This is a genomic window from Candidatus Thiodictyon syntrophicum (assembly GCF_002813775.1).
In the GTDB taxonomy this organism is placed as follows: Bacteria; Pseudomonadota; Gammaproteobacteria; order Chromatiales; family Chromatiaceae; genus Thiodictyon; species Thiodictyon syntrophicum.
The window spans coordinates 4,790,915-4,813,466 of record NZ_CP020370.1; the positions used below are offsets into that span (position 1 = coordinate 4,790,915).

At 59.1% G+C, this 22,552-nt stretch carries 25 protein-coding genes and 2 pseudogenes; 15 read left to right on the forward strand and 12 right to left on the reverse strand.

From position 1 onward, the window contains the following. Positions 1-145: 145 nt before the first annotated feature. The 3 genes from THSYN_RS20170 to THSYN_RS20180 form a co-directional block, all read right to left on the reverse strand. Positions 146-3,286 carry an efflux RND transporter permease subunit gene (locus tag THSYN_RS20170; protein ID WP_100920708.1) on the reverse strand — a complete coding sequence of 1,047 codons (3,141 nt, stop codon included), beginning with the start codon at positions 3,284-3,286 and terminating at the stop codon, positions 146-148. Next, on the reverse strand, positions 3,283-4,512 hold the full coding sequence (locus THSYN_RS20175) for an efflux RND transporter periplasmic adaptor subunit (protein WP_172965315.1): 1,230 nt from the start codon (positions 4,510-4,512) through the stop codon (positions 3,283-3,285). Before THSYN_RS20175 ends, THSYN_RS20170 begins: the two co-directional genes overlap by 4 nt. Before the next feature lie 232 nt (positions 4,513-4,744). Next, positions 4,745-4,921, reverse strand: a complete 177-nt coding sequence (locus THSYN_RS20180; RefSeq protein ID WP_236848626.1) for a site-specific integrase — start codon at positions 4,919-4,921, stop codon at positions 4,745-4,747. 1,167 nt (positions 4,922-6,088) lie between these two features. Here THSYN_RS20180 and THSYN_RS34160 point away from each other — a divergent pair. Beyond that, positions 6,089-7,216 carry a hypothetical protein gene (locus THSYN_RS34160; protein ID WP_157817809.1) on the forward strand — a complete coding sequence of 376 codons (1,128 nt, stop codon included), beginning with the start codon at positions 6,089-6,091 and terminating at the stop codon, positions 7,214-7,216. 282 nt (positions 7,217-7,498) lie between these two features. Then, on the forward strand, positions 7,499-8,404 hold the full coding sequence (locus THSYN_RS34165; RefSeq protein ID WP_157817810.1) for a hypothetical protein: 906 nt from the start codon (positions 7,499-7,501) through the stop codon (positions 8,402-8,404). A gap of 132 nt (positions 8,405-8,536) precedes the next feature. On the opposite strand, the gene THSYN_RS20195 is transcribed toward THSYN_RS34165, so the two are convergent. Further along, on the reverse strand, positions 8,537-9,547 hold the full coding sequence (locus tag THSYN_RS20195; protein WP_100917404.1) for an IS1 family transposase: 1,011 nt from the start codon (positions 9,545-9,547) through the stop codon (positions 8,537-8,539). A gap of 235 nt (positions 9,548-9,782) precedes the next feature. On the opposite strand from THSYN_RS20195, the gene THSYN_RS20200 reads away from it, so the two are divergent. Both THSYN_RS20200 and THSYN_RS34170 read left to right on the forward strand, forming a co-directional pair. After that, the gene (locus THSYN_RS20200; protein WP_100920711.1) at positions 9,783-10,265 is read left to right on the forward strand and encodes a type II toxin-antitoxin system VapC family toxin; all 483 of its coding nucleotides are present in this window, start codon (positions 9,783-9,785) and stop codon (positions 10,263-10,265) included. Then, positions 10,258-10,431, forward strand: coding sequence for a hypothetical protein (locus tag THSYN_RS34170; RefSeq protein WP_157817811.1), 174 nt, complete (start codon positions 10,258-10,260; stop codon positions 10,429-10,431). The genes THSYN_RS20200 and THSYN_RS34170 overlap by 8 nt, the downstream gene beginning before the upstream one ends. Before the next feature lie 232 nt (positions 10,432-10,663). Here THSYN_RS34170 and THSYN_RS20205 read toward each other — a convergent pair whose 3' ends face one another. Continuing rightward, positions 10,664-11,674, reverse strand: coding sequence for an IS1 family transposase (locus tag THSYN_RS20205; protein WP_100917404.1), 1,011 nt, complete (start codon positions 11,672-11,674; stop codon positions 10,664-10,666). Positions 11,675-11,923: 249 nt separating this feature from the next. On the opposite strand from THSYN_RS20205, the gene THSYN_RS20210 reads away from it, so the two are divergent. The 5 genes and pseudogenes from THSYN_RS20210 (at position 11,924) to THSYN_RS37395 (ending at position 13,990) form a co-directional block, all read left to right on the forward strand. Further along, complete coding sequence (locus tag THSYN_RS20210; RefSeq protein ID WP_216644591.1) at positions 11,924-12,163, forward strand: hypothetical protein; 240 nt, start codon at positions 11,924-11,926, stop codon at positions 12,161-12,163. 52 nt (positions 12,164-12,215) lie between these two features. Then, entirely contained in the window at positions 12,216-12,791 is a 576-nt protein-coding gene (locus THSYN_RS20215; RefSeq protein ID WP_216644592.1) for a DUF6398 domain-containing protein, read from the forward strand. A 112-nt stretch (positions 12,792-12,903) separates the two neighbouring features. Continuing rightward, a pseudogene (locus tag THSYN_RS35435) lies at positions 12,904-13,158 on the forward strand (transposase); the annotation flags it as partial. Positions 13,159-13,540: 382 nt separating this feature from the next. Further along, positions 13,541-13,756 (forward strand): DUF4160 domain-containing protein, encoded by a 216-nt coding sequence (locus THSYN_RS20225; RefSeq protein WP_236848627.1) that lies wholly within the window; start codon positions 13,541-13,543, stop codon positions 13,754-13,756. A 3-nt stretch (positions 13,757-13,759) separates the two neighbouring features. Beyond that, positions 13,760-13,990: a DUF2442 domain-containing protein gene (locus THSYN_RS37395; RefSeq protein ID WP_100920715.1), complete on the forward strand. Its 231-nt coding sequence runs from the start codon at positions 13,760-13,762 to the stop codon at positions 13,988-13,990. A 146-nt stretch (positions 13,991-14,136) separates the two neighbouring features. Here THSYN_RS37395 and THSYN_RS20235 read toward each other — a convergent pair whose 3' ends face one another. Beyond that, positions 14,137-14,364, reverse strand: a complete 228-nt coding sequence (locus tag THSYN_RS20235; RefSeq protein WP_216644593.1) for a hypothetical protein — start codon at positions 14,362-14,364, stop codon at positions 14,137-14,139. Positions 14,365-14,456: 92 nt separating this feature from the next. Between THSYN_RS20235 and THSYN_RS20240 the strand changes: the two are divergent. The 3 genes and pseudogenes from THSYN_RS20240 (at position 14,457) to THSYN_RS20250 (ending at position 16,918) form a co-directional block, all read left to right on the forward strand. Next, positions 14,457-15,274 (forward strand): annotated as a pseudogene (locus tag THSYN_RS20240) (transposase). Between the two features lie 107 nt (positions 15,275-15,381). After that, positions 15,382-16,314 (forward strand): Rpn family recombination-promoting nuclease/putative transposase, encoded by a 933-nt coding sequence (locus tag THSYN_RS20245; RefSeq protein ID WP_100920716.1) that lies wholly within the window; start codon positions 15,382-15,384, stop codon positions 16,312-16,314. A 352-nt stretch (positions 16,315-16,666) separates the two neighbouring features. Beyond that, a complete protein-coding gene (locus THSYN_RS20250; RefSeq protein ID WP_100920717.1) occupies positions 16,667-16,918 on the forward strand; it encodes a hypothetical protein in 252 nt (83 codons plus the stop codon). Positions 16,919-17,253: 335 nt separating this feature from the next. Here THSYN_RS20250 and THSYN_RS20255 read toward each other — a convergent pair whose 3' ends face one another. From THSYN_RS20255 to THSYN_RS36055, 3 genes are all read right to left on the reverse strand, one after another. Next, positions 17,254-17,514 carry a BrnA antitoxin family protein gene (locus tag THSYN_RS20255; protein WP_100920718.1) on the reverse strand — a complete coding sequence of 87 codons (261 nt, stop codon included), beginning with the start codon at positions 17,512-17,514 and terminating at the stop codon, positions 17,254-17,256. A 227-nt stretch (positions 17,515-17,741) separates the two neighbouring features. Continuing rightward, the gene (locus THSYN_RS20260) at positions 17,742-18,086 is read right to left on the reverse strand and encodes an HVO_A0114 family putative DNA-binding protein (RefSeq protein ID WP_172965316.1); all 345 of its coding nucleotides are present in this window, start codon (positions 18,084-18,086) and stop codon (positions 17,742-17,744) included. Then, positions 18,083-18,250, reverse strand: coding sequence for a toxin-antitoxin system TumE family protein (locus THSYN_RS36055; protein ID WP_236848628.1), 168 nt, complete (start codon positions 18,248-18,250; stop codon positions 18,083-18,085). The genes THSYN_RS20260 and THSYN_RS36055 overlap by 4 nt, the downstream gene beginning before the upstream one ends. Before the next feature lie 373 nt (positions 18,251-18,623). Between THSYN_RS36055 and THSYN_RS37400 the strand changes: the two genes are divergently transcribed. The 3 genes from THSYN_RS37400 to THSYN_RS34175 all read left to right on the forward strand — a co-directional run bounded on the left by THSYN_RS37400 (position 18,624) and on the right by THSYN_RS34175 (position 19,733). Next, positions 18,624-18,752, forward strand: coding sequence for a hypothetical protein (locus tag THSYN_RS37400; protein WP_100920720.1), 129 nt, complete (start codon positions 18,624-18,626; stop codon positions 18,750-18,752). Between the two features lie 247 nt (positions 18,753-18,999). Next, entirely contained in the window at positions 19,000-19,251 is a 252-nt protein-coding gene (locus tag THSYN_RS20275; protein WP_100920721.1) for a hypothetical protein, read from the forward strand. A 2-nt stretch (positions 19,252-19,253) separates the two neighbouring features. Further along, complete coding sequence (locus tag THSYN_RS34175; protein ID WP_157817812.1) at positions 19,254-19,733, forward strand: hypothetical protein; 480 nt, start codon at positions 19,254-19,256, stop codon at positions 19,731-19,733. Between the two features lie 174 nt (positions 19,734-19,907). Here the strand turns inward: THSYN_RS34175 and THSYN_RS20280 are convergent, their stop codons facing one another. From THSYN_RS20280 to nifS, 3 genes are all read right to left on the reverse strand, one after another. Beyond that, positions 19,908-20,288 (reverse strand): type II toxin-antitoxin system prevent-host-death family antitoxin, encoded by a 381-nt coding sequence (locus THSYN_RS20280; RefSeq protein WP_100920722.1) that lies wholly within the window; start codon positions 20,286-20,288, stop codon positions 19,908-19,910. Positions 20,289-20,332: 44 nt separating this feature from the next. Then, positions 20,333-20,752 carry a hypothetical protein gene (locus THSYN_RS20285; RefSeq protein WP_100920723.1) on the reverse strand — a complete coding sequence of 140 codons (420 nt, stop codon included), beginning with the start codon at positions 20,750-20,752 and terminating at the stop codon, positions 20,333-20,335. 441 nt (positions 20,753-21,193) lie between these two features. Further along, a complete protein-coding gene (nifS, locus tag THSYN_RS20290) occupies positions 21,194-22,405 on the reverse strand; it encodes a cysteine desulfurase NifS (RefSeq protein WP_100920724.1) in 1,212 nt (403 codons plus the stop codon). Positions 22,406-22,552: the final 147 nt, after the last annotated feature.

Consider the following 22,552-nt stretch of genomic DNA (forward strand, 5'->3'; position numbering starts at 1 on the left):
TTAAACACAATCGTGGTCGATGTCGTTGTCGTTGTCGTTGTCGTAATCGTAAAAGCGATGCACTTTAGGATGCGAGAGAATCCGGGGCGCTACGATAACCTCGATTACGATTACGACAACGACAACGACAACGAAAATGGCGCGATCAGGTCTCCGCGCTCTGCGGGGCCGGCGCGAACCAACCGCTGATCCGTTCATGGGCCGACTCATGCAGCGACAGCAGGGCCGGGGTGAAGATCAGTACCAGCACCGTCGCGAAGGTGATGCCGAAGGCCAGCGACACCGCCATGGGGATGAGGAACTGCGCCTGGAGGCTGGTGGCGAAGATGAGCGGACCCAGGCCCACCACCGTGGTGGCGGAGGTGAGCAGCATGGCGCGCAGGCGCGAACAGGCGGCCTCCTCCAGGGCGGGGTTGACCGCCATCCCGGTCATGCGCAACTCCTGATACATGCTGACCAGGATGATGGCGTTGTTGACCACGATCCCGGACAGCCCGAAGAGCCCGAACATGGACAGGAGCGTCAGGTCGATGCCGAGCAGCCAGTGGCCGAAGATGGCCCCGATCAGCCCGAGCGGGATGGCGGTCATGACCACCAAGGGCCAGCCCCAGGAGGAGAAGACCGCGGCCAGGATGATATAGATCAGCCCCAGTCCGATGTAGAGGCCCAGTTTCATGTCGCCCAGGGTCTCGCGCTGATCGGCGGCGCGGCCCTCGAAGCTGAAATTGACCCCGTAGCGCTCCACCAGGTCCGGCAGCAGGCCCTCGCGCAGGACCCGATTCACGTTGTCCGGGGTGTTGAGCGCCCGGTTGATGTCCGCCGAGACCTCGACCGCCAGTCGCCCATCGGCGTGGCGCAGCGCCTCGAAGCCGCGCCGGCTCTCCCAGTCCGCCACCGTGTCGAGCGGCACGAACTCCCCGCTCGGGACCCGGATGTTCAACTGCTCCAGTGCATCGAGGCGGGTGCGCTCGGCGCGCGGCAGCAGCACCCGCACCTCCAGTTCGTCCTGACCGACCTGCACCAGTTGGGCGAGGTAGCCGTCGAACGCGGCACGCAATTGCCGGCCCAGCAGTTCAGTCGTCACGCCCAAGGCCTGCCCGGCGGGCGAGACCCGGTAGATCAACTGCTCGCGCCCGAAGGGCATGTCGTCGACCATATCGGACACCCCCCGGACGGACTCCAACCCCTGGGCCAGGTCCAGCGCCGCGGATTTCAGCCGCTGGGCGTCGTCACCGGTGAGCCGCACCGTGAGATCCCGCCCCGGCGGACCGGAGCGGCGCGAGGAGATCACCAGGCTCTCGAGGCCCGCCGACACCCGGACCCGCTCCCGCCACTTGGCCAGGAACGCCTCGTTGCGCACGCTGCGGTTTTCAGACGGGACGAGCTGGACCAGGACCGAGGCGAGTTGGTCCCCGCGGGCGCCGGCCCCCACGTCCACCGCCACCGTTGCCCCCAGGCGCGCGACCGCCTCCTCCACCAGGCCGCCGCCCAACTCCCGCTCGGCCGCGCGCAGTGCCTCCTTCAGGTCCTCCAGAAAGGCCGCCGTCTGTTCGCGCGGGGTGCCGGCGACGAAGGTGGCATTGGCAAAGACGATCTGCGCCTCCGGCGTGGGGAAGAAGACGAAGGCGATGCGCCCGCCCGCGAGCAGCCCCACCGACAGGATCATCATGACCGCCACCGCGCTCACCGTCACCCCGCGCCAGCGCAGCGTGGCCACGACCACCGGCCGGTACCAGTGATCACGGAAGCGGTCGAATCCGGCATCCACCCGCTTGCGCCAGCGCGGCGTGGCCTGCCGCACCTGGTGACTGAAGGCCGAACGCAGGTGCGCCGGCATGATCAGGAACACCTCCATGAGCGACGCCATCAGCACCATGATCGCCACGAAGGGGATGTCCCGCAGGATGTTGCCCATGATCCCCCCGACCAGCATCAGCGGCAGGAAGGCGGCGATGGTGGTCAGGGCGGAACCGACCACCGGCCAGAACATCCGCTTGGCCCCCGCGATGGCCGCCTCCGACGGCGGCATGCCCATGCGGAAACGGGACTCCGCGTATTCGCCGATCACGATGGCGTCGTCGTCGATCACCCCGAGCGTGAGCAGCAACGCGAACAGGCTCATCATATTGATGGTGCCGCCGAAGGCCCACAACAGCGCCAGGGCCAGCAGATAGGCGGTCGGGATACCCATCGCCACCCACAGGGCGACCCGCCCCGGCAGGAAGATATAGAGCAGGATCAGCACCAGGACGAAGCCCTGCAGGCCGTTGCTGACCAGCAGATCGATGCGGTCACGGATGAGTTGCCAGGCCTGGTCGAAAACCGTCAGTTGGATCGACGGCGGCAGGGTCGGGCGGGTGTCGGCGAGCCATTGCTCGAAGACGCGCGCGGCGCGCAGCGAGTGACCGGTCTCCGCCCGCTGGATCAACATCTCGACGGTGACCGCGCCATGGGAGCGGGCCAGCTCGGTCTCCACCTCGGTCATGGTCAAGGCCGCCGGGCGCGATTCGCGCACGATGACCGCCACGTCTCCCAGGCGCACCAAGCCGCGCTCGTCGCTGACGATACTCAGGTTCTCGAAGGCGACCGGGTCGCGGCGCTGCTCCAGGCCGCGCAGCTCGCGCGCCCCGTCGGCCTCGCCGGCGACCCCGGAGGGCAGGTCCTGCGCCAGCCGGCCCACTTGCTGGCCGATCCCATCGAGCGACAGCCCCAGGGTCTCCAGGGTCCGGCCCGGAACCTCGATGGCGATGCGCTCCTGCGGCAGCCCGGCGATATCCACCCGGTCGACGCCGCGCGCCAGGAGTTCGCGCTCGAACTGACGCACCCAGGGGCGCACGTCCTGCAGGCTCGGCCCCGAGACCAGGACCCGCGCCACCGATTCATAGCGTGAGATCCGGCTGACCTGCGGCGTCTCCGCGTCCTTGGGCAGGTTGCGGAATTCATCCACCCGCTGGCGCACCTGGTCCAGGGCCAGCAGGGCATCGGTGCCCTCCTGCAATTCCAGCGACAGGCTGGCGATGCCCTGGGTGGAGGTCGAGGTCATGCGTTTGAGGCCATCGACGGTCTTCAGGCGCTCCTCGAACGGAATGGTAATACCGTTCTCCACGTCCTCCGCCGAGGCCCCGCTCCACACCACCTGCACCGCGATGTAGTCCAGGGCGAAGCTCGGGAAGAACTGGATGTTCATTCGCGTGAGCGCCACCGCACCCAGGACGAACACCATGACCGTCAACAGGTTGGCGAGCAGTTTGTGGCGGGCGAAGACGGTGATCAGGCCGCGTTTCATCTGACCTTCTCCGTGCCGGCGGCGGAATCCTGGGCGGCGGCCGTCTTGCGCTGCGGCACCTCCTGCACCTTGAGCCCGTCCACCGCATTCGGCAGGTGGGTGATCATCACCCGGGACCCGGCCGTGAGCCCGGGGGCCCGCACCAGGACCTCGCTCACCCCGTCCTGCGTCAGCTCGCCGACCCGCTCGATCTCGATCCCCTTGAGCCGGCCCTCGTTCAGCACAAAGACCCGGTCGCCGCCGTTCAGCGCGGCGAACGGCAGGGCGATGGTGTCCGGCATGGCGGGGCGCTGGAGCACCAGATCGACGAAGGCCCCCACCGGCAGATTGGCATCGCCATCCACCTTGAGCAGTGCGTCCACCCCGCGGGCGTCGGCCTCGCCGGCCAGACGCTCCAGGGTCGCCGTGAAGGTCCGCCCCGCGTGGTTGACCTGGGCGCTCAGGCGTTGGCCGGCCGCCAGGGCCGCGCGCAGTTCCTCGCCCCGGTCGCCGGGGACCTTGGCGCGCAGATAGAGCCCGTCGACCGGAAACAGGGTGAGGATCGTCTGATTGGCCTGCAGTTGATCGCCGGCGCCGGCCTCGACCCGGCCGATGCGCGCCGCGAAGGGGGCGCGGATCTCGGCGCGGCCGGCGTCGCGCTCTGCCTCCTGGAGCTTCGCCCCGAGCGCGGCCAGCCGCGCCGGGTGCTCGGCGAGCGCCTGCTCGCGCAGGGTGACCGCCAGTTGCGCCCGCGCGGCCTGCTCGCGCGCCTGATCGACCTCGGTGGCCGTGCCCAGCTTCTGGGACTGCACCTTGTCCGCCCGCCCCAGGGCCGCCCGCGCGAGCGCCAGCAGGGCGCGTTCCTGCTCGATCGCCTGGGTATCGTGCGAGAGCTTCAGCCGTTCGCGCTCCAACTCGGCCCGCGCCTGGGCGAGCCGCGGCTCCAGGTCGGCCGGGTCCAGCCGCGCCAGCAGCGCACCCTTCGCCGCCAGCTCACCGTCGCGCACCTTGACCTCCAGCAGCCGCCCCGCCACCGGGGCCGCCGCCCGGATCCGATCCGGCGCCTCCACGCGCCCGAACAGGCGCAGTTGCGGGCTGTACAGCCCCGGGCTCACGGTCATGGTGTCGATCCGCCAGACGCGCTCCTGCGGCACCGCCGGCGCCGGCCGCGGATGGGTGGCCTTCAGGACCAGGAAGCCGCCGACCCCGAGGGCCAGGATCACGAGAGGTAGGAGTTTGCGCAGCATAGCGAGTCTGTGGGCGTGAATCTGGACAGCGGATGAAATAACCCGTGAGCCTAACGTGGGGTGCGCGGCTTCCAGCGCAATCCGTGGCTGGTCGGGCGCATCCGGTGAACTACGCAACATCGTCGTCCGGCGGCGCCGCTCGTCGGCCGGATGCCCCCGGCGATCGTCGAGGCAGTTGCCCAAGTAGTCGCGCAGCGACGCTGTGGGAGCGGCTTCAGCCGCGACGGGCCTCTCAGACCACCGCGGCCTTGCAGAGGAACACCAGAGCGCATAGGCCCTGGTTCTGCGTGGAAGCCGAGACCCCGTGTTGGGTCGCCAGGCTCGATAGAAAAGGCTCCACCTCCGACGCACCCATCTCCTTGGGCTGCCGGTTGTTGTGAAACCAGATATAGCGCTTGATCCAGCCCACGTAGGTATCCTCGGTGGGCGGGAGCGTCGCCGCGTAACGCGCTAAGGGTCCAGCACGACGACTCGCCCATGACATTGACAAATCGTGCATTTCTGGCGCGATTCGCGCACCGTCTCCAGTTTATGAGGTAGTGTTGTGGCCGAATCCGGGACGAGGCGGCGAAGTTGCCGGATAACGGCCGGATGGTGCGGGGGGCATCGCGTTAAGGTCATTGACAGGGGCGGGGATTTTTGATGGACTATGGTAGGTCAGACGGTTTATGGGGTAGTTTTCCGGCGAAATCTAGTTAGGGGGCTGCTTGTACAAATCCACCGTTCGCAACGCTCAAAACAGAGCCAGAAACGCTAGCGAACTCACTGGCAAGGAGCGCAAGCGAAGGAAATGCATACGCCCCACCACAGTTGCCAAGCTCGCTAAGCAGAAAGCCACTCCCAAGGCAAGCTGCAAGTGCCCTCACTGCGGGGAGCGCCTACATCTTGTGCCAAGGCTAATACGCGAGCATATGCGTAAAGCACACGCTCTTGTCATTAGTCCTGGTGAGGCAAATCAAATCGCAACCTCCGGCACAGCAAGGTACCCTGTACCGTCTGCTGATCGTGATTTGATGAAACCCCGCGTGGAGGTTTCTGGCGGCCTTCCGTCTCTGGGGAGGCGCCGCTAACCCGTCGCAGGCAGCTCCCTAATTCAAGCGTTAGGCCACAGGATAAATACCATGAATGTTGATAAATTCCAACGGATGCAACGGATGCAACGGATGCAAACGGATGGGGTCAGGTCTTGACTTATTCCTCCGGGCATAAGTCAAGACCTGACCCTATTTTCCCTCAGTATTTTCCCTCAGCGCCGGAATTTGCAGTCCATTTCCAGGCCAGCGCCCCCCGGGGAGCGCTGATGACGATTTCCTGATCATCAACACCGAGCCGAACACCGCCGACTTGAGCCCGCTACCGCCCCCGCCACAAGCACGGCCTGGCGATACAAGACCAGCGATCGCCTCCATGATGAACAACTGGGGCAGTGGAGCGATGCGGTCAGCATTGCGGTTGGTGGATAGAAGCAGCGAGTCCTACCGGGCCAGGACTAAACAGGCGCGAGATATTCGACTTAGGTCCATCGTTCCCTCTTCCACTCCCCTTTGCCCGCGTTTTTCTTCAATACGAGTGCGCAATGATATACGGCTATTCTGTTATCTTCTTTTCTTATTTCCTACCTATGCTAGCGATGCTATCTATGGGTATTGCCGCGGGCGCAGCTGATTCTAGGCTAATAGTTTGCTTGGTGCCAGTCTTTAACTGGATCATATCGCTAATCATGCTTTTCAAGGGCGGGTCGGAGGGGAGCACTCTATCCAAATGGTTAATGTTTTGGAGCGTTGTTTGGGCGGTTATTTATATAGTGTATAAGACATTAGAAGCGGAGCGTGCTCGACTCGAAGAGGCGAACAGGATGCGTCAAAGGGAAGAGCGCCAGCGCGAAGAGGAAGAGCGCCAACGCATCCAGAATACGATTGCAGATGAGCGTCGGCGCGTCCAGAATGCGATTGCGCGAGCACAGGCACTAGCGGCTATATCTCAACTTGTATCTGGCGCTCAGCTATCCGCAGCCAAATTATCTCTGCTAATGGCTGAAGCCGAGTCAGCGCTTGATCTGGCAGAAAGAGAATTTTCAGACGGGCTATATTCGCCGTTCTGGGAGGCCATGGAGAGCGCCGCGCAGTCTATGCACTCATTCGATAAAACGCTTGAAGCCATAACCTCCGCACAACAGCGCTATGCGGTCGAAGCGCCGCCATTGAGGCCTGATGCGGTAAGCTTTTCATTGGGGATAACGGTTCTCCCGAGTCCTTCCTCCACGAGTGGCCGAATGAAAGAGCTATACCGCAAAGCCCAGAAAGATTCTCATTTCGCGCAAATTTATGAGCAACGCAGGACAATATATGAGCAACGCAGGACAAATGAAATTCTCATCGAAGGTTTCAGATCACTCGGTGACGACTTAACTTATTTAGGAGACCGGATTGAATCTAAATTGCAATCCGTGGGGAGCCGTATGGAGTTGCGCTTGGCGGACATTGACTCGGCGTTGCGGGACTCGAGCAAACAGATGGAGGGACAACAACAAGCGCTCCTTCAAGAAGCCAAGTCCTGGAGAGAAGAGGCGCGAAGCGGAAATGCTGAATTAGCTGCAATTGCTCGCAGAAATGCAGAGCAAGCCGAAAATAGTGCACGGGAACGTCGCGCTATGCTTGACAACATCCAGCACCATAGAAAACCGTCGCTTCTTACCGGACATTAAGGATACTCGTAACATACAGATTCCGAGGTACCAGGTTAATGATTACCGTGAGTGCAGCAGAGTTTCAGCGCAACGTTGGGCGCTACCAGGACGTGGCCCTAACCGAGCCCGTCGCCGTCACGCGCGACCGGGGGATGGGGTCAGGTCTTGACTTATTCCTCCGGGCATAAGTCATGATAAAGGGGTCAGTACCCTTTTCGGATAAAGGGGTCAGTACCCTTTTCGGGAGCTCCGGGGACAGTTTCGTTAATTCTTGAACCTTAGGCACGGGAATCGCGGTAAATGCGTGAACAACTGGTTCTGTCGAAACGGCTTTTTACTATCGGCGCCGGGTACGCTGATAGCGATGACCCTGTATCTGCTGGCTTAGCCATTTCGCTGTTCCAAGATGCGGTCGAAATATTTATTTGGCCGCTTCTGAAAAACCTGGACGCACAAGCGAAGGAGAAGGCAAACTTTACTTCCTATTTTGATCTTGTCGCAACTGCCCCGAACAACAAGGACGGCAAAGGTCTTCCGCTAAAAGCTAAGATGATGGAGTTGAATACGGCGAGAGTGAACTTTAAACACTATGGGAACTTGCCTGATTGCTCCCAAGCAAGAAAATTCAGAGCATACTCCGAAGAATTTCTAGTTCTTTCTTTTCTCAAATTTTACGAAATTGATTTTGAATCTGTTTCTTTGGTTTATTTAGTCAATTTTCCTAACGTCAGAGGTAAGCTAAAAGATGCCGAAAAGATGCTCTCTGAGAGTGATTACTCTGGAACTTTAGCGGAGTGTGCAATAGCAAGATCCATGCTCTTTTCAAGGCTTGAAGAGTTCTTTCCAACAGTAGACAGGAATCTTGTTGACGGCGATCGTGTTTTTCGTGATATTCCGGGAATGCCACGTTTCCAGTATTTTTCTTACATATCGGAATACCTGAGCAGGTCAAGAGAATCGAACATCATTGCAATGCTCGGCGTGCCCATGCGCGACTACATTGTGATGCAAAGGTTCTTCCCCGCCGCTACCAAGATGAGTTCAGGCGACTGGCGTCTAAGGTATTTCAAGAAACCCGACCTCGACGAATCCATCGCACAGAAGGCAATACAGATGGTCACGACTTTATCGCTGAGAGCGCAGGAGATATTGGGAGTGAAAGAGGAGCCTGAATTTGCGGGGGCAAAGGATGGGGGCAGGTCTTGACTTGTGCCTTGCAACCCACGAAGCGCCTAACCTTCGGTGGAAAATAAAAAGGGGTCAGGAAAATATAGGAAACGGATGGGGTGGCACTGGTTCAGTTTGGTTCTTCCTTATCCTTATGTTTTTGTAGTATTTTTATAACCTGGGCTGTCGAACTCTAAGGACCTCATCCCACGAGAGTCCCTGCTGGAGAATCCCCAGAGCCACCGCAGGAACCTGTTTTGTCGTGAAGTGGCTGCGAATAAAGTTATGGACAATCCACAACATATCCAATGTTCTTTGCAAACCAGAAATGCTCTTCGCGTACGTATTCGTTCGGCGGCGATAAGCAGAATTCTTTCGCCGAAATGAAGCGTTCGATGCTTCCAAATGATTAGCATGAATATCGGCTGGCGTCACATCTTGATCGGTTTCTGGATGCTCCGGATGAGGGGTTTCGTATTTGGGACGCGAGTGCCCCGTTCTATCAGTTCCTTTCCCTTTATTCTTAAGGCGCACCTTCACACCGCGACGAAGCACTTTCGGTGGGCGGCCGCGTTTTCCGGTTCGCAATACTTCGTGGCAAATTTCAAACAGGAGATTGCCATACCGACGTTCCCCGTCGGTGACTAGAGTGACATCGCCAGTACGCAGGATGACATCTCTAAGTATTTGTATGGCATATGAAAATAGGCTGCGATCCTTTTTCCCGCACTGAAGCGCCCAGATAAATCGACTTGCCCTTTCCATCAGTACGATCGTCCAGCCTTCACAATCCTCCGGGGGGACATTCCTATTCACTTTCGTATAAAGCTCATCACCTTCGATCAGTTGCTCAATAAAGGTGTGCGTCAGGGCATATATGACCAGCACATCCTTGCAATCGGCCAGGCGACGCTCCCATAGGAGCAACGTATTCTTCGCAATCGCGAAGGCCCGGCAGGCGGCGTTCAAGCCGATCCCCTCAGTGCGCGTTTTGAGCACTTGAATGATGAAGCTGGTCGGTTTCCTGAGCCCCTCGATAAGGGTGGCTTTGGTCTCGGAAAAGAGCCTATTGCAACTTTGACATCGCCACAGCAAACGCGTACCGTTATGACCGGTTTGATACGTCTTGTGATGCCGACAATTCTGTGAATTGCAATGAGGGCATGTCCATTGTCCGTTCAAGAAGTTCTCACTTATTCAAAAAGTGACGGAAACCCGCGCCGAACTAGATATATTACATATATTTCAATGTCTTGTAAACAGGAATTAAACTGAACCAGTGCCGATGGGGTCAGGTCTTGACTTATTCCTCAGGGCATAAGTCAAGACCTGACCCCTTGCCCCTGTGACCCCTTGCCCCTGCCTTGCCCCGGACCCCTTGCCCTAGAAACCTCTCCTTGGACAACGGAGAATCAAGATGGCCAAGGTCTACATTGAAACTTCGATCGATTCCTATCTTACAGCCCGGCCATCCAGCAACCTGATCGCCGCTGCTTGGCAAAAGGAGACGACTGATTGGTGGGAATCTCAACGACACAGGTTTTCCCTTTGCGTATCTGACCTTGTAATAGAGGAAGCAGGGCGGGGAGACAAAGGGGCTGCGAGAAGGCGTCTTGCCAAGCTGGCCGGCGTAGAGGTTTTGCCACTGAACGAACAGGTCCTTATTTTGTCCAAAGCCCTGATCGGCGAAGGCGGCCTACCCGAGAAAGCAATAGATGACGCGTTGCACATAGCGATTGCTGCCGTTCATGGTGTCGGCTATCTATTAACCTGGAACTGTCGGCATATCGCCAACGCTGAGACAAGGCCGAAGATCAGAAGTATATGCCTGACGCACGGCTTCCAGTGCCCGGAAATTGCAACTCCAACTGAGCTTATGGGAGTTACCGAAGATGACTGATCAGACGCTAAGAGAGCTTTGGAAAATTAAGGACGATATCGCCAAAGAGCACGGCTACGATTTGGATTCCCTCGTCCGCTACCTCCGTTCCAAACGTACAGCAGGAGATGCTGGTGCTTCCCGATCCGATCAAAGAGGAGGCGCAGAACACTTGACTAAAGATTAAGGGGGATGGGGTCAGGTCTTGACTTATGCCTTTCCTGAACTATCTTTACGATCATGGCTAGGCCGTTACGGCTTGAGTTTGCCGGTGCGCTGTACCATGTCACCTCACGCGGTGACGGACGGGAGGACATTTTTCGGGCCGTCGGGGACCGGCGGGTGTTTGTCGACGTGCTCGCGGGCGTGGGCACTGGTTCAGTTTGGTTCTTCCTTATCCTTATGTTTTTGTAGTATTTTTATAACCTGGGCTGTCGAACTCTAAGGACCTCATCCCACGAGAGTCCCTGCTGGAGAATCCCCAGAGCCACCGCAGGAACCTGTTTTGTCGTGAAGTGGCTGCGAATAAAGTTATGGACAATCCACAACATATCCAATGTTCTTTGCAAACCAGAAATGCTCTTCGCGTACGTATTCGTTCGGCGGCGATAAGCAGAATTCTTTCGCCGAAATGAAGCGTTCGATGCTTCCAAATGATTAGCATGAATATCGGCTGGCGTCACATCTTGATCGGTTTCTGGATGCTCCGGATGAGGGGTTTCGTATTTGGGACGCGAGTGCCCCGTTCTATCAGTTCCTTTCCCTTTATTCTTAAGGCGCACCTTCACACCGCGACGAAGCACTTTCGGTGGGCGGCCGCGTTTTCCGGTTCGCAATACTTCGTGGCAAATTTCAAACAGGAGATTGCCATACCGACGTTCCCCGTCGGTGACTAGAGTGACATCGCCAGTACGCAGGATGACATCTCTAAGTATTTGTATGGCATATGAAAATAGGCTGCGATCCTTTTTCCCGCACTGAAGCGCCCAGATAAATCGACTTGCCCTTTCCATCAGTACGATCGTCCAGCCTTCACAATCCTCCGGGGGGACATTCCTATTCACTTTCGTATAAAGCTCATCACCTTCGATCAGTTGCTCAATAAAGGTGTGCGTCAGGGCATATATGACCAGCACATCCTTGCAATCGGCCAGGCGACGCTCCCATAGGAGCAACGTATTCTTCGCAATCGCGAAGGCCCGGCAGGCGGCGTTCAAGCCGATCCCCTCAGTGCGCGTTTTGAGCACTTGAATGATGAAGCTGGTCGGTTTCCTGAGCCCCTCGATAAGGGTGGCTTTGGTCTCGGAAAAGAGCCTATTGCAACTTTGACATCGCCACAGCAAACGCGTACCGTTATGACCGGTTTGATACGTCTTGTGATGCCGACAATTCTGTGAATTGCAATGAGGGCATGTCCATTGTCCGTTCAAGAAGTTCTCACTTATTCAAAAAGTGACGGAAACCCGCGCCGAACTAGATATATTACATATATTTCAATGTCTTGTAAACAGGAATTAAACTGAACCAGTGCCCGGGCGTGTGGGGACGGTTTAATTGGATCATCCACGCCTACTGCCTGATGACCAACCATTACCATCTCCTCGGGCAAGGGACAACCTTCGCCCTGGGAGCACCTCAAGCAGCAGGTCTATCTGGGCTCAGACGCCTTCGTGGAGGCCATGCAACGCAAGGTCCCGCACGACCGCGACCTGCGCGAAGTGCCCCAAGCCAAACGTCGGCCCGTCCCGCGATCGTTGGCGGAATACGACCAGACGCATGCGGATCGAGATCAGGCGATCAAGGCCGCCTACGCCAGCGGCGGGTATACCATGCAGGAAATTGGCGACTACTTCGCGCTGCATCAGTCGCGTATCAGCAAGATCGTCTGCGGTCTACCTCGGCGTAGCGGCGAGGAATAAGTCAAGACCTGACCCCATCCGCGCCCATGAGTCAAGACCTGACCCCATCCGCATGCATCCGCATGACCCCATCCGCATAAAGACGCCAAAGGCGGGCACATCGGAAGAAGAAGATATGGCAAAAGGCGAGACAAGTAAATCGACACAGGTGCCGGCGGCACTCCAGGGTCACTATGACGAGATCATCACGCTCACCGATGAATTCTGCAAGCAACATTTGAACAAGGAGTATCGGGATCTCTGCCGGCTCCTCACGGCTAAGTTGTGCCGCAAGCGTCCATCACCGTTAGTCACCGGCAAACCCCAGACGTGGGCCTGTGGGATCGTCTACGCGATGGGTCGAGTCAACTTCCTGTTCGACAAAAGTCAGAAACCGTACATGCGGGCGGATGACTTATGCTCACACTTCGGCCTCAGCGCGAGCACAGGATCGGCGAAATCCACGGCGATCATGAAGATATTAAACTCGGGACAGGCCGATCCCGAGTGGACTCTTCCGAGCCAGCTCGCAAATAACCCAATGGCTTGGTTTATCCGGGTAAATGGCTTTCTCATGGACGCTCGACAAGCGCCTCGTGAGGTACAAGAGGAAGCCTTTCGGCTTGGCCTGATCCCGTATCTGCCATGAGCGAAAAGTCGAAGAGGCCCTTGCCCCCGCGCGAGGGGATGGGGTCGGGGATTGGGTCACGGGGATGGGGTCAGGTCTTGACTTATGCCTTTCCTGAACTATCTTTACGCTCATGGCTAGGCCGTTACGACTTGAGTTTGCCGGCGCGCTGTACCATGTCACCTCACGCGGTGACGGACGGGAGGACATTTTTCGGGCCGTCGGGGACCGGCGGGTGTTTGTCGACGTGCTCGCGGGCGTGTGGGGACGGTTTAATTGGATCATCCACGCCTACTGCCTGATGACCAACCATTACCATCCCCTCGTGGAGACGCCGGACGGGAATCTCGGCAAAGGCATGCGGGAACTCAACGGAGTTTACACGAGGCTCCAGGGTCAAGGCTCCAGGGTCAGGTCGTGCAATCATGCATTCCGCCGTCTTGTAGCCGATGCTGGATTGCAAGACCTGACCCCTTATTTTTCTTATTTTTCTCCCTCGCAAAGTGCCCTCAGTGTAATGCTTTTGTTCAAGAGGATCGCTTGGTCAGTCATATCCAGCGGGTTCATGTTCTTCGTACACCGAAGAAAAGGTCTCAGCAAGGGATCGGTGGCTGGACATCCCAGACTAATTCATCGTTCCGAAAATGTATGGTATGCGGAAGGCCAGCAATCCCCGGTGATAACGTCTGCTACACTCACTCTCGATAACGCTTTGTAGGAAGATATGACCGATGCCTGAGATATCCCGATTTTATGGAATAGTTATCAGAATGTATTTGATCGACCGGGAGCATCCGCCGAAACACATTCATATCAAGTATGGCGAACATGAAGCCGCCATGGAACTGGTGAATCTTAACGTCATTGAGGGCGACCTTCCGAAAAAGTGTCGCCAGCTAGTTCGGGAATGGGCAGAGATTCACCAGAAAGAGCTGATAGAAATGTGGGAGACGCAAGATTTCCACTCCATTCAACCTCTGGAGTAACGTATGAAGCTAAAGCATTTCGAGCATCAAGATGCGTATCGGTTCTTGCTAACATTCGAGAACGGGGAAATAAGAGACGTTGATCTTCTGAATTTGGTCGGTCAGCATGTCGCTGAGGATCTCTTGCATACTGCACGTATAGATCCTGAGTGGGGATGCTTAGAATTCTTAAATGGCAGTGTAGATGTAGAACCTAGGACACTTTACCGGTATGCCAACGCTATTGAAAACTAGAAGGCAGCATGAAATATTCCGCGACCCGAACAAGGGGGATAAGGGGATAAAGAAAAGGGGTCAGTACCGAATAGCACTGACTTAAGCTAATTCTCCATTTAAATCTTACTGTTATGCCTGACGACCCGATGCAGTTCTGTGCCCTTTCACTTCGCTTTCTTGGGGTGCCCGTGGAGTCGAACGTCCTGCCGGGCCAGTGCCCGGGGCTCCATAAGCAGCGGGAAGTTGCGCGGTCGTCGTTTCAGTGCCCGTGGCTCGATGCGGCCGGGACGCAGACCGACCCGCTGCTCAGCCATCATGACCAGCAAGGCCATCAGATCGGACGCCGTGGCGAGGGCGTCGCGGTACGGTTGCCACAGGGTCCACAGTTGCACGGCGGGGGATGGGGTCAGGTCTTGACTTATGCCTTTCCTGAACTCTCTTTACGCTCATGGCTAGGCCGTTATGACTTGAGTTTGCCGGTGCGCTGTACCATGTCACCTCACGCGGTGACGGACGGGAGGACATTTTTCGGGCCGTCGGGGACCGGCGGGTGTTTGTCGACGTGCTCGCGGGCGTGTGGGGACGGTTTAATTGGATCATCCACGCCTACTGCCTGATGACCAACCATTACCATCTCCTCGTGGAGACGCCGGACGGGAATCTCGGCAAAGGCATGCGGGAACTCAACGGAGTTTACACGCAACGGTCCAATCGGGTCTGCCAAAGGGTGGGCACGTCTTCCAGGGGCGGTATAAGGCGATTCTGGTGCAGAAGGAAGCCTACCTTCTCGAAGTCGCGCGGTACTTGGTCCTCAACCCGGTCCGCGCGCGCATGGTTCGAGCGGCGAGCGATTACCCTTGGAGCAGTTATCGGGCCATGACCGGCGAGGACCCGGCCCCCGAGTGGCTGGAAACGCGCGCGATCCTGGCGGCGTTCGGCCAGACCGAAGCGCAAGCCGTGGAGGGTTACCAGTCCTTCATCGCCGCGGGCAAGGGACAACCTTCGCCCTGGGAGCACCTCAAGCAGCAGGTCTATCTGGGCTCGGACGCCTTCGTGGAGGCCATGCAACGCAAGGTCCCGCACGACCGCGACCTGCGCGAAGTGCCCCAAGCCAAACGTCGGCCGGTCCCGCGATCGTTGGCGGAATACGACCAGACGCATGCGGATCGGGATCAAGCGATCAAGGCCGCCTACGCCAGCGGCGGGTATACAATGCAGGAAATTGGCGACTACTTCGCGCTGCATCAGTCGCGGATCAGCAAGATCGTCTGCGGTGTACCTCGGCGTAGCGGCGAGGAATAAGTCAAGGCGTGACCCCATCCGTGGCGTGACCCTGTCCGTGGCGCCGGGCACGGTTCCCCAGGACCACGCCCCTTGTCGCGCCGACTACGCCTGCCTACACTGCCAACATGCGCCATCCCATCGATCCCAAGGTTGACTGCGTCTTCAAGGCCCTGCTGGGGGCCGAGTCCAATCGTGACCTGCTGATCCATTTCCTCAACGCCGTCCTGGGTGCCGAGCTGTCCCGTCCGATCGTCGCGGTGGAGATCCTGAACCCCTATAATGAAAAGGAATTCCTCGATGACAAGCTCACCGTCGTCGACATCAAGGCCCGCGACGCGACGGGGCAACTGTTCCAGGTCGAGATCCAATTGCTCAATCACCGCGACCTGCCGGCGCGCATCCTCTACGGCTGGGCCGCCCTCTATCGCGGCCAGATCAAGGAGGGCGAGAGCTACCGCAAGCTACGCCCCACCTACGCCATCTGGCTGCTGGGTCAAACCCTGCTGCCGGAGGTCCCGGCGTACGCCCACGAGTTCCGGTTGCGCGACCGGCACGGTCGCGTCTTTCTGGACCACGGCGGCATCTGGCTGCTGGAACTGAGCAAATTCGCCGCCGACGCGGTCGAAACCGAGCAGCAGCGCTGGCTGAAGTTCTTCAACGAGGCGGAGCGCCTGGACGAGGACGCCCTACCGGCCTGGATGCAGACCCAAGAGATGAGGCGAGCGATGAACACACTGAAGGCATTTTCCGAGCAAGAGCACGCCTACCACGCCTACCAGGCGCGGCAGGACTATCTGCGCGAACAGCAGAGCATCCAGCTCGAATTCGACGACCTGCGCGCGGAGGTCGAACAGGCGCGGGCGGACGTGGATCAAGAGCGGGCGGCGAAGGACCAGGCGCGGGCGGACGCGGAGCAGGAGCGGGCGGCCAAGGAGCAGGCGCGTGCCGACGCGGAGCAGGAGCGGGCCGCCAAGGACGAAGCCTTGGCCGAGATCGAGCGGCTGAAGCGCTTGCTCGCCGACCAGCCGGAACCGTCTGACCCCGAGACGCGGCAGTGATTTCGGGTGGGTGGGGTCAGGTCTAGCGGGTGGGTGGGGTCAGGTCTTGCCTTTTGCCCCGGGAATGAAGAACCGAACAAGCGGGCTCAACAGTGAGCGTGGGCCTTGATCATCGTTCCGGCCAGCGCCGCTCACCCCTGGTCCAGGAATTTCTCTCACGGAGACACAGAGACACGGAGAAAGACACGTCCGGATCTCTGCGGGACAATACCACGGTTTCCTTTCTCGAGCAGGACCGTAGGGCGGATCCCTGCCGGGCGATCCGCCATCGCCCGCGCACCGGGATGGCGGAACCGCTATCGGGTTCCGCCTTATACGGGCTCAAACCATTATCGATGCGTGGCTTAGTCACATGCTTGCGATTGAGATCGACACCGAAATTGCCCCCGACCGCGCCATTCATGTGCAGCTTCCCCAGGGGATACCTGCCACGCGGGCGCGTGTGATTGTGCTTTACGAGAGTGACGACATGTCGCGGTTGGACCCTGAAGGCCAGCATGGAAATCTCGATGACTTCCTGGCGGCGCTCCCACGCAATACCCTAGGGCGTGATCGCGAGGAGATCGCGGCCTTGGTCGAGGCCGAGCGGGCAAGTTGGGATTGACCATGACGCGTATCTTCCTCGACGCCTGCATCGTTATCGACCGGTTCGAGGCCAAGCCCGAGCAGTAGAAAGTCCTCACCGACGAGAAGAATAGCCATTCACACCAAGCGAGGGCGATAATGGGATTATTTAATTCTATACAGATGATCAAAGTAGGCATGTTATTTTTGTGAGACTCGAAAGCGGTAAAATCTGTGAAATCCTCTCGGAAGAGGACTTCTATAAAATCGGAGTGAAAACTTTTGTCGATTATTTATAATTCGCCTCGGCGATCTGCCGATTTTTCCAGCACACAGATTGCGATATTCCCACGAATGTCCCCCATCAACGGGCGGTCAGTTGGCGTGCTGGCCGTGCTCGATAGCGTGAGTCTTGATCCAGTCGCGCAAGGCCGCATCGATGCGCGTCTGCCAGCCGGGGCCGTCGGTCTTGAAGAAGTCCAGCACCTCAGGGGAGAGCCGGATGGTGATCGGGACCTTGGGGAATTCGGCTTTGGGGCGACCGGGCCGCACGAGCGGGCGCAGTTCGGCCAGTTCTTCGTCGGTTAATTCGTAGGTGTCGGGATCGGCGGCGATCCCCGCGCGGGCCTTGATCATCGTTTCGGCCGCGGCCCCGAGGTCTCACACCGGAGGTCGAGGCTTTAGCCGGACCCGGGGCGCGCTGACGCGCCGTCGACCGGCTTAAAGCCTCGACCTCCTGTCCCCTGCGGCCGGAACGACGATCAAGGCCGCGAGGATGCGCGCCTCTTCCTCCTCGCCGTTCAAGAGAAAGACGCGGCCGGATTTAGATGTGACATGCATAATCTCGAACATTTCTCGGGTGGCTAGGCCGCCACACGCCAACCAAGCTCGATGCGTACCGCCTCGTAGGGAAAGTGCAACTTTCCGTCGGCGGTCTTCTCGATCACGCCTGCCTTGGCCAGCGCCTGTGTGTCTGTGTGCGTGCCCTTCACATCGCGCCCGAGTCGCCGCGCCAACTCGCGCACCCCCACCGGCCCGGCGCCGGTCAACGCGCGCAGCAGCGGCCAGCGGCGGGCAGTCAGCACCGTGAACAGCAACTCCTCAGATGGGAAGGACAGCACAGCGTCAGATCCACGGTCTTGCAGCGCGTCCAACATGCGCGCCTTGGTGGTCTCAAGATCGCAAACATCGATCATCAGGGTTCTCATCGTTCGGTCCTCATCGCGAGCCATGTGGCGACATCGGCAAAGAAATCGTCCAGCAACTGCTGTCGCGAGACGAAGTGGTACGGCTTTTCCAGTTCGTCCGCGCCGACGTGCTTGTAGTCGCCCTTGCCGGTTTCGTTGTCGTAGCCGCAGCACGCAGCGATCATTCACGACCAAGACCAGTCGATATTTGTACTGATGATCGCTTCCCCGCACCGGTTCCGGGACCTCCCATACTTTCAGTTCGACGAACGCCTCAGCGCTCAGGGTACGGCGGATGTCATGGATGGCGACGGCTGGCATGTTGTCATTTTAGAAACACCCGCAAGTGTTGTCAATATAGAAACACGTTGACACCCTGCCCGCCCCCGCCGGGTCTGGCGCTGCGCCCGGCGCGGCGAGGCACGCAGGGGCTATCCAAGAAGCAAACTCCGCCACTCCAAGCACGGGAAAAGGGGTCAGTACCGAATGGCACCGAGTTAGGCTTTAAGAGCAACAACCGCATAAGGAGAGCAGCTATTGGTAATTGAAAATGTCCCTATGGTAAGCTGTCCACATTGTGGCGAAAGCTATTTGACGGCCGCCACTATGCACGAGATTGAGCGGATAAAGCTCCATAGGAAGAATTTGGCCGTTGAACGCCCCGTTTGCGTTGCCGAGTATGCGTAAGTCCTAGCCGCGGGAAAAGGTAAAGGGGTCAGAATACTTTAATTAAAAAGGTAAAGGGGTCAGAATACTTTAATTAAGGGACAATAGGGGGCAATAGGCTACAGACCACGGTTTCCTCTCTCGAGCAGGACCGTAGGGCGGATGCCCGCCGGGCGATCCGCCATCGCCCGCGCACCGGGATGGCGGAACCGCTATCGGGTTCCGCCTTACACGGGCTCAAACCATTATCGATGCGTGGAGTAGTCACATGCTTGCGATTGAGATCGACACCGAAATTGCCCCCGACCGCGCCATTCATGTGCAGCTTCCCCAGGGGATACCTGCCACGCGGGCGCGTGTGATTGTGCTTTACGAGAGTGACGACATGTCGCGGTCGGACCCTGAAGGCCAGCATGGAAATCTCGATGACTTCCTGGCGGCGCTCCCACGCAATACCCTAGGGCGTGATCGCGAGGAGATCGCGGCCTTGGTCGAGGCCGAGCGGGCGAGTTGGGATTGACCATGACGCGTATCTTCCTTGACGCCTGCATCGTTACCGACCTGTTCGAGGCCAAGCCCGAGCAGCAGAAAGTCCTCACCGACGAGAAGAATAGCCCTTCACACCAAGCGAGGGCGATAATGGGGTTATTTAATTCTATATTTGCAGATCTCTATTGCCCAAAAACGGGCAGAATGAGCATGGATACGGAGATACAGATAAAATGGCAAGATCCAAGAGTCAGAGGGGCGAGTTCTTATCACGTAGGAGACATCCTTGAAGAAGTCGAAGATGAATACAATAATACTTGGATAAGGACGGATTTCATTTGCAATGTATGCTCAAGATTTACCAGAGGCTGGAAAGGAATAGAATATATTAAATCAGACGATCAAAGTAGGCATGTTATTTTTGTGAGACTCGAAAGCGGCAAAATCCGTGAAATCCTCTCGGAAGAAGACTTTTATAAGATCGGCGTGAGAATTTTTGTCGATTGTTTATAGTTTGCCATAGAGGATTCTCAGGAAGTTGCCTTTCCGTAGAGCCCTCTGTCCCAATCCAGCCTGGCCTTTTGCTCCCCGGACATCTGAACGGTCGGCTCACTCCCGCGGGCGCGGGGAATACGGGCGCTTACGGATAGTAATGGGGCCAAGGTCTTGGGTGATGGGGTGCACACCTCATTTCGATGCCTCTCCAGCTAGCCGTAGCGCGTCCTCGACCACTCGGCTTCCAAGGTAGCCAAAGGCTTGCAGCTCCTGCTCCAACTCTCCGGATCGCGGCCGCGCGACCGGGATGCGCAACCGGCCCAGATGATCAATGAAATCGGGCAGGCTCATCCCCGCCAACCGGGCCGCCTTGCCCACGGAGATCGCCTCTTCATCGAACAATTTGGTCGCCAGGGCGAGCGCCACACCGCCCCGCAGGAGTTCCTCCTCGAAGGGCACCGCCACGAACACCGGCTGGCCGTGTCTGGTGACGATCGAGAGCTTGCCGGACTCGGCCGCCTGTACCAGGTCACCGGTATGGTCGCGGAGTTCTCGGATGCTGAAGGTTTGCATGGCGGTCTCTGTATTTTCGTCCGGGGTGATTGGGACAATCTAGCCTAAGCGGCGAGCCAATAGCAGCCTTGGATGGACGGGGCGAGGGTCTGGATGACTGGCGCGATCTGCGCCTCCCGGCCGATGACGTAGTCGAGCACGATCAGATGGGGCTGTCTGGGCTGCCAGCGCGCCCAAGCGTCGCCGCAGGCCGCGAGGTCTTGGCCGCTTTCCAGGAAACCCGCTGGCCAGCCCTGGCCCCGCGCCCGCAGAGTCAACTCGCAGCCGAGTCGGCTCTTGCCCTGGCCGCCGACGCCAGCGATCTGCATCCAGGCGAAACCGCCCTCGCAGGCGAGAAAGGCTCGCCGCCGCATCATCGCCCTGCCCCGGACCAGGCGTTCCACGGCGCGGGTGCTGCAGCGGGTAAGCCTCTGTTCGGCGACGGGCGGGACACTGAGCTTGGACTCGGGCAGTCTGGCTTCCACAGCGCAGCTTGCCCTTGAGACACTTCAGCGCCAGGAGCAGAAAGCCGACGACGGCTCCCACCGCGATAAGGAGATCCGGGAGGTCCCTGTGCGCCGTTGCAATCTGTTCGAGCCAGCGAGGCAAGTCCAATACCGCGTCCATCAGGGGCCCGGTTCGTTCGTCGATTGGCGGTATGCCAGGCTACCAGGGTCCGCAAGCTCCTGTCACGGTCGGTTCGGGCCTCGGCTGGGGACAGCCGTTGTCCATCCGGCCAACGGTCATGAAGGCTCGTCCGTCACCCCGAAACATGTAAGTCCGGTGTGGGAGCGGACTGCGGCCGCGCTGCGGCGACCGCCGATGCCGCGCTCCCCGCGCGGCCCGTCGCGGCTGAAGCCGCTCCCGCAGCTTCGCTGCGCGACTTTCACGGTCAGGCTGAAGCCTGAGACTCCAGGGGACTGGCCTCAGGCGTAAGCGGGTGCGAAGGCCTTCTCTGGGTCGGCGACCGGGCCATCGACGCCCCAGTAGGGCGAGAGCTTGCGTAACTGGGCGACGATGGGCGGGACGGCGCGGATGACCGTGTCGACCTCCGCCATGGTGTTGTAGCGGGAGAAGGAGAAGCGCACGGTGCCGTGGGCGGCGGTGAAGGGGATGCCCATGGCACGCATGACGTGGGATGGTTCAAGCGATCCGGAGGTGCAGGCGGAGCCGGAGGAGGCGGCGATGCCCTGCTTGTTCAGGAGCAGGAGGATCGCCTCGCCCTCGATGTACTCGAAGGCGATGTTGCAGGTATTGGGCAGGCGGTTGGTCGGATCACCGGTGACGAAACAATGGGGGACGGCGGCCAGAATGCCTTGCTCCAGCCGGTCGCGCATCCGGCGCACCGAGGTCTTCTCGTCGTCGATGTGCGCCAGGGCCATGTCACAGGCCTTGCCCAGGGCGATGATGGAGGCGGTGTTCTCGGTGCCGGCGCGCCGGCCGCGCTCCTGGTGTCCGCCGCGCAGCAGCGGGCGAAAGCGGGTGTTGCGGCGCAGATAGAGGACCCCGACCCCCTTGGGGGCGTGGAGCTTGTGGCCGGAGAGCGACAGCATGTCGATGCAGGTCTCCTTCAGATCGATGGGGATCTTGCCGACCGCCTGGACCGCGTCGGTATGGAACATGACCCCGGCGGAGCGCGCCAGTTCGGCCATCTCTTCCACGGGGAACAGGGTGCCCGATTCATTGTTGGCCCACATGATGGAGACGATGGCCACCCGCTCGGACAGCAGGTCCATGTATTCGCGGATGTCGAGCCGTCCCTTGCCGTTCACCTTGAGGCGGTGGACCTTGTAGCCCTCCTTCTCCAGTTGATCGCAGAGCGCCAGAATGGCCGGGTGTTCGACCACTGTAGTAATAATCTCTTTGCGGTCCGGCTGGGCCTTGAGCGCCGAGAGGATGGCGGTGGAGTCGGACTCGGTACCGCAGGAGGTGAAGACGATTTCGGAGTCATGCTCGGCGCCCAGGAGTTGCTGCACCTGTTGGCGGGCCTGCTTGATGGCCAGCCCGACCCGATTGCCGAACTGGTGCAGCGACGACGGATTGCCGAATTGCTCGGTGAAATAGGGCAGCATGGCGTCCACCACCTCCGGCGAGACCATGGTGGTGGCGTTGTTGTCCAGATAGATGCCTTGGGTCATGGGCGTGCCTCGGTAAAGATGGAGCAGGAAAATCGAAAAATGAACCGCCGGGGGCGTTAAGCGAGGAAGCCCATAAAAGTTACGGGGCTGGACAAGCCAGGAAGAAGAATTCGTCCGCAAATGAACGCAAATGAACGCAAATAAGAA

Bases quoted from the DNA above. Each gene is read 5' to 3' on its own strand.
- THSYN_RS20170 (WP_100920708.1), bottom strand. From the start codon at position 3,286: ATGAAACGCGGCCTGATCACCGTCTTCGCCCGCCACAAACTGCTCGCC.
- THSYN_RS20175 (WP_172965315.1), bottom strand. From the start codon at position 4,512: ATGCTGCGCAAACTCCTACCTCTCGTGATCCTGGCCCTCGGGGTCGGC.
- THSYN_RS34160 (WP_157817809.1), top strand. From the start codon at position 6,089: ATGATATACGGCTATTCTGTTATCTTCTTTTCTTATTTCCTACCTATG.
- THSYN_RS34165 (WP_157817810.1), top strand. From the start codon at position 7,499: ATGCGTGAACAACTGGTTCTGTCGAAACGGCTTTTTACTATCGGCGCC.
- THSYN_RS20200 (WP_100920711.1), top strand. From the start codon at position 9,783: ATGGCCAAGGTCTACATTGAAACTTCGATCGATTCCTATCTTACAGCC.
- THSYN_RS34170 (WP_157817811.1), top strand. From the start codon at position 10,258: ATGACTGATCAGACGCTAAGAGAGCTTTGGAAAATTAAGGACGATATC.
- THSYN_RS20210 (WP_216644591.1), top strand. From the start codon at position 11,924: ATGCAACGCAAGGTCCCGCACGACCGCGACCTGCGCGAAGTGCCCCAA.
- THSYN_RS20215 (WP_216644592.1), top strand. From the start codon at position 12,216: ATGCATCCGCATGACCCCATCCGCATAAAGACGCCAAAGGCGGGCACA.
- THSYN_RS20225 (WP_236848627.1), top strand. From the start codon at position 13,541: ATGTATTTGATCGACCGGGAGCATCCGCCGAAACACATTCATATCAAG.
- THSYN_RS37395 (WP_100920715.1), top strand. From the start codon at position 13,760: ATGAAGCTAAAGCATTTCGAGCATCAAGATGCGTATCGGTTCTTGCTA.
- THSYN_RS20245 (WP_100920716.1), top strand. From the start codon at position 15,382: ATGCGCCATCCCATCGATCCCAAGGTTGACTGCGTCTTCAAGGCCCTG.
- THSYN_RS20250 (WP_100920717.1), top strand. From the start codon at position 16,667: ATGCTTGCGATTGAGATCGACACCGAAATTGCCCCCGACCGCGCCATT.
- THSYN_RS20255 (WP_100920718.1), bottom strand. From the start codon at position 17,514: ATGATCAAGGCCCGCGCGGGGATCGCCGCCGATCCCGACACCTACGAA.
- THSYN_RS20260 (WP_172965316.1), bottom strand. From the start codon at position 18,086: ATGAGAACCCTGATGATCGATGTTTGCGATCTTGAGACCACCAAGGCG.
- THSYN_RS36055 (WP_236848628.1), bottom strand. From the start codon at position 18,250: ATGATCGCTGCGTGCTGCGGCTACGACAACGAAACCGGCAAGGGCGAC.
- THSYN_RS37400 (WP_100920720.1), top strand. From the start codon at position 18,624: ATGGTAAGCTGTCCACATTGTGGCGAAAGCTATTTGACGGCCGCCACT.
- THSYN_RS20275 (WP_100920721.1), top strand. From the start codon at position 19,000: ATGCTTGCGATTGAGATCGACACCGAAATTGCCCCCGACCGCGCCATT.
- THSYN_RS34175 (WP_157817812.1), top strand. From the start codon at position 19,254: ATGACGCGTATCTTCCTTGACGCCTGCATCGTTACCGACCTGTTCGAG.
- THSYN_RS20280 (WP_100920722.1), bottom strand. From the start codon at position 20,288: ATGCAAACCTTCAGCATCCGAGAACTCCGCGACCATACCGGTGACCTG.
- nifS (WP_100920724.1), bottom strand. From the start codon at position 22,405: ATGACCCAAGGCATCTATCTGGACAACAACGCCACCACCATGGTCTCG.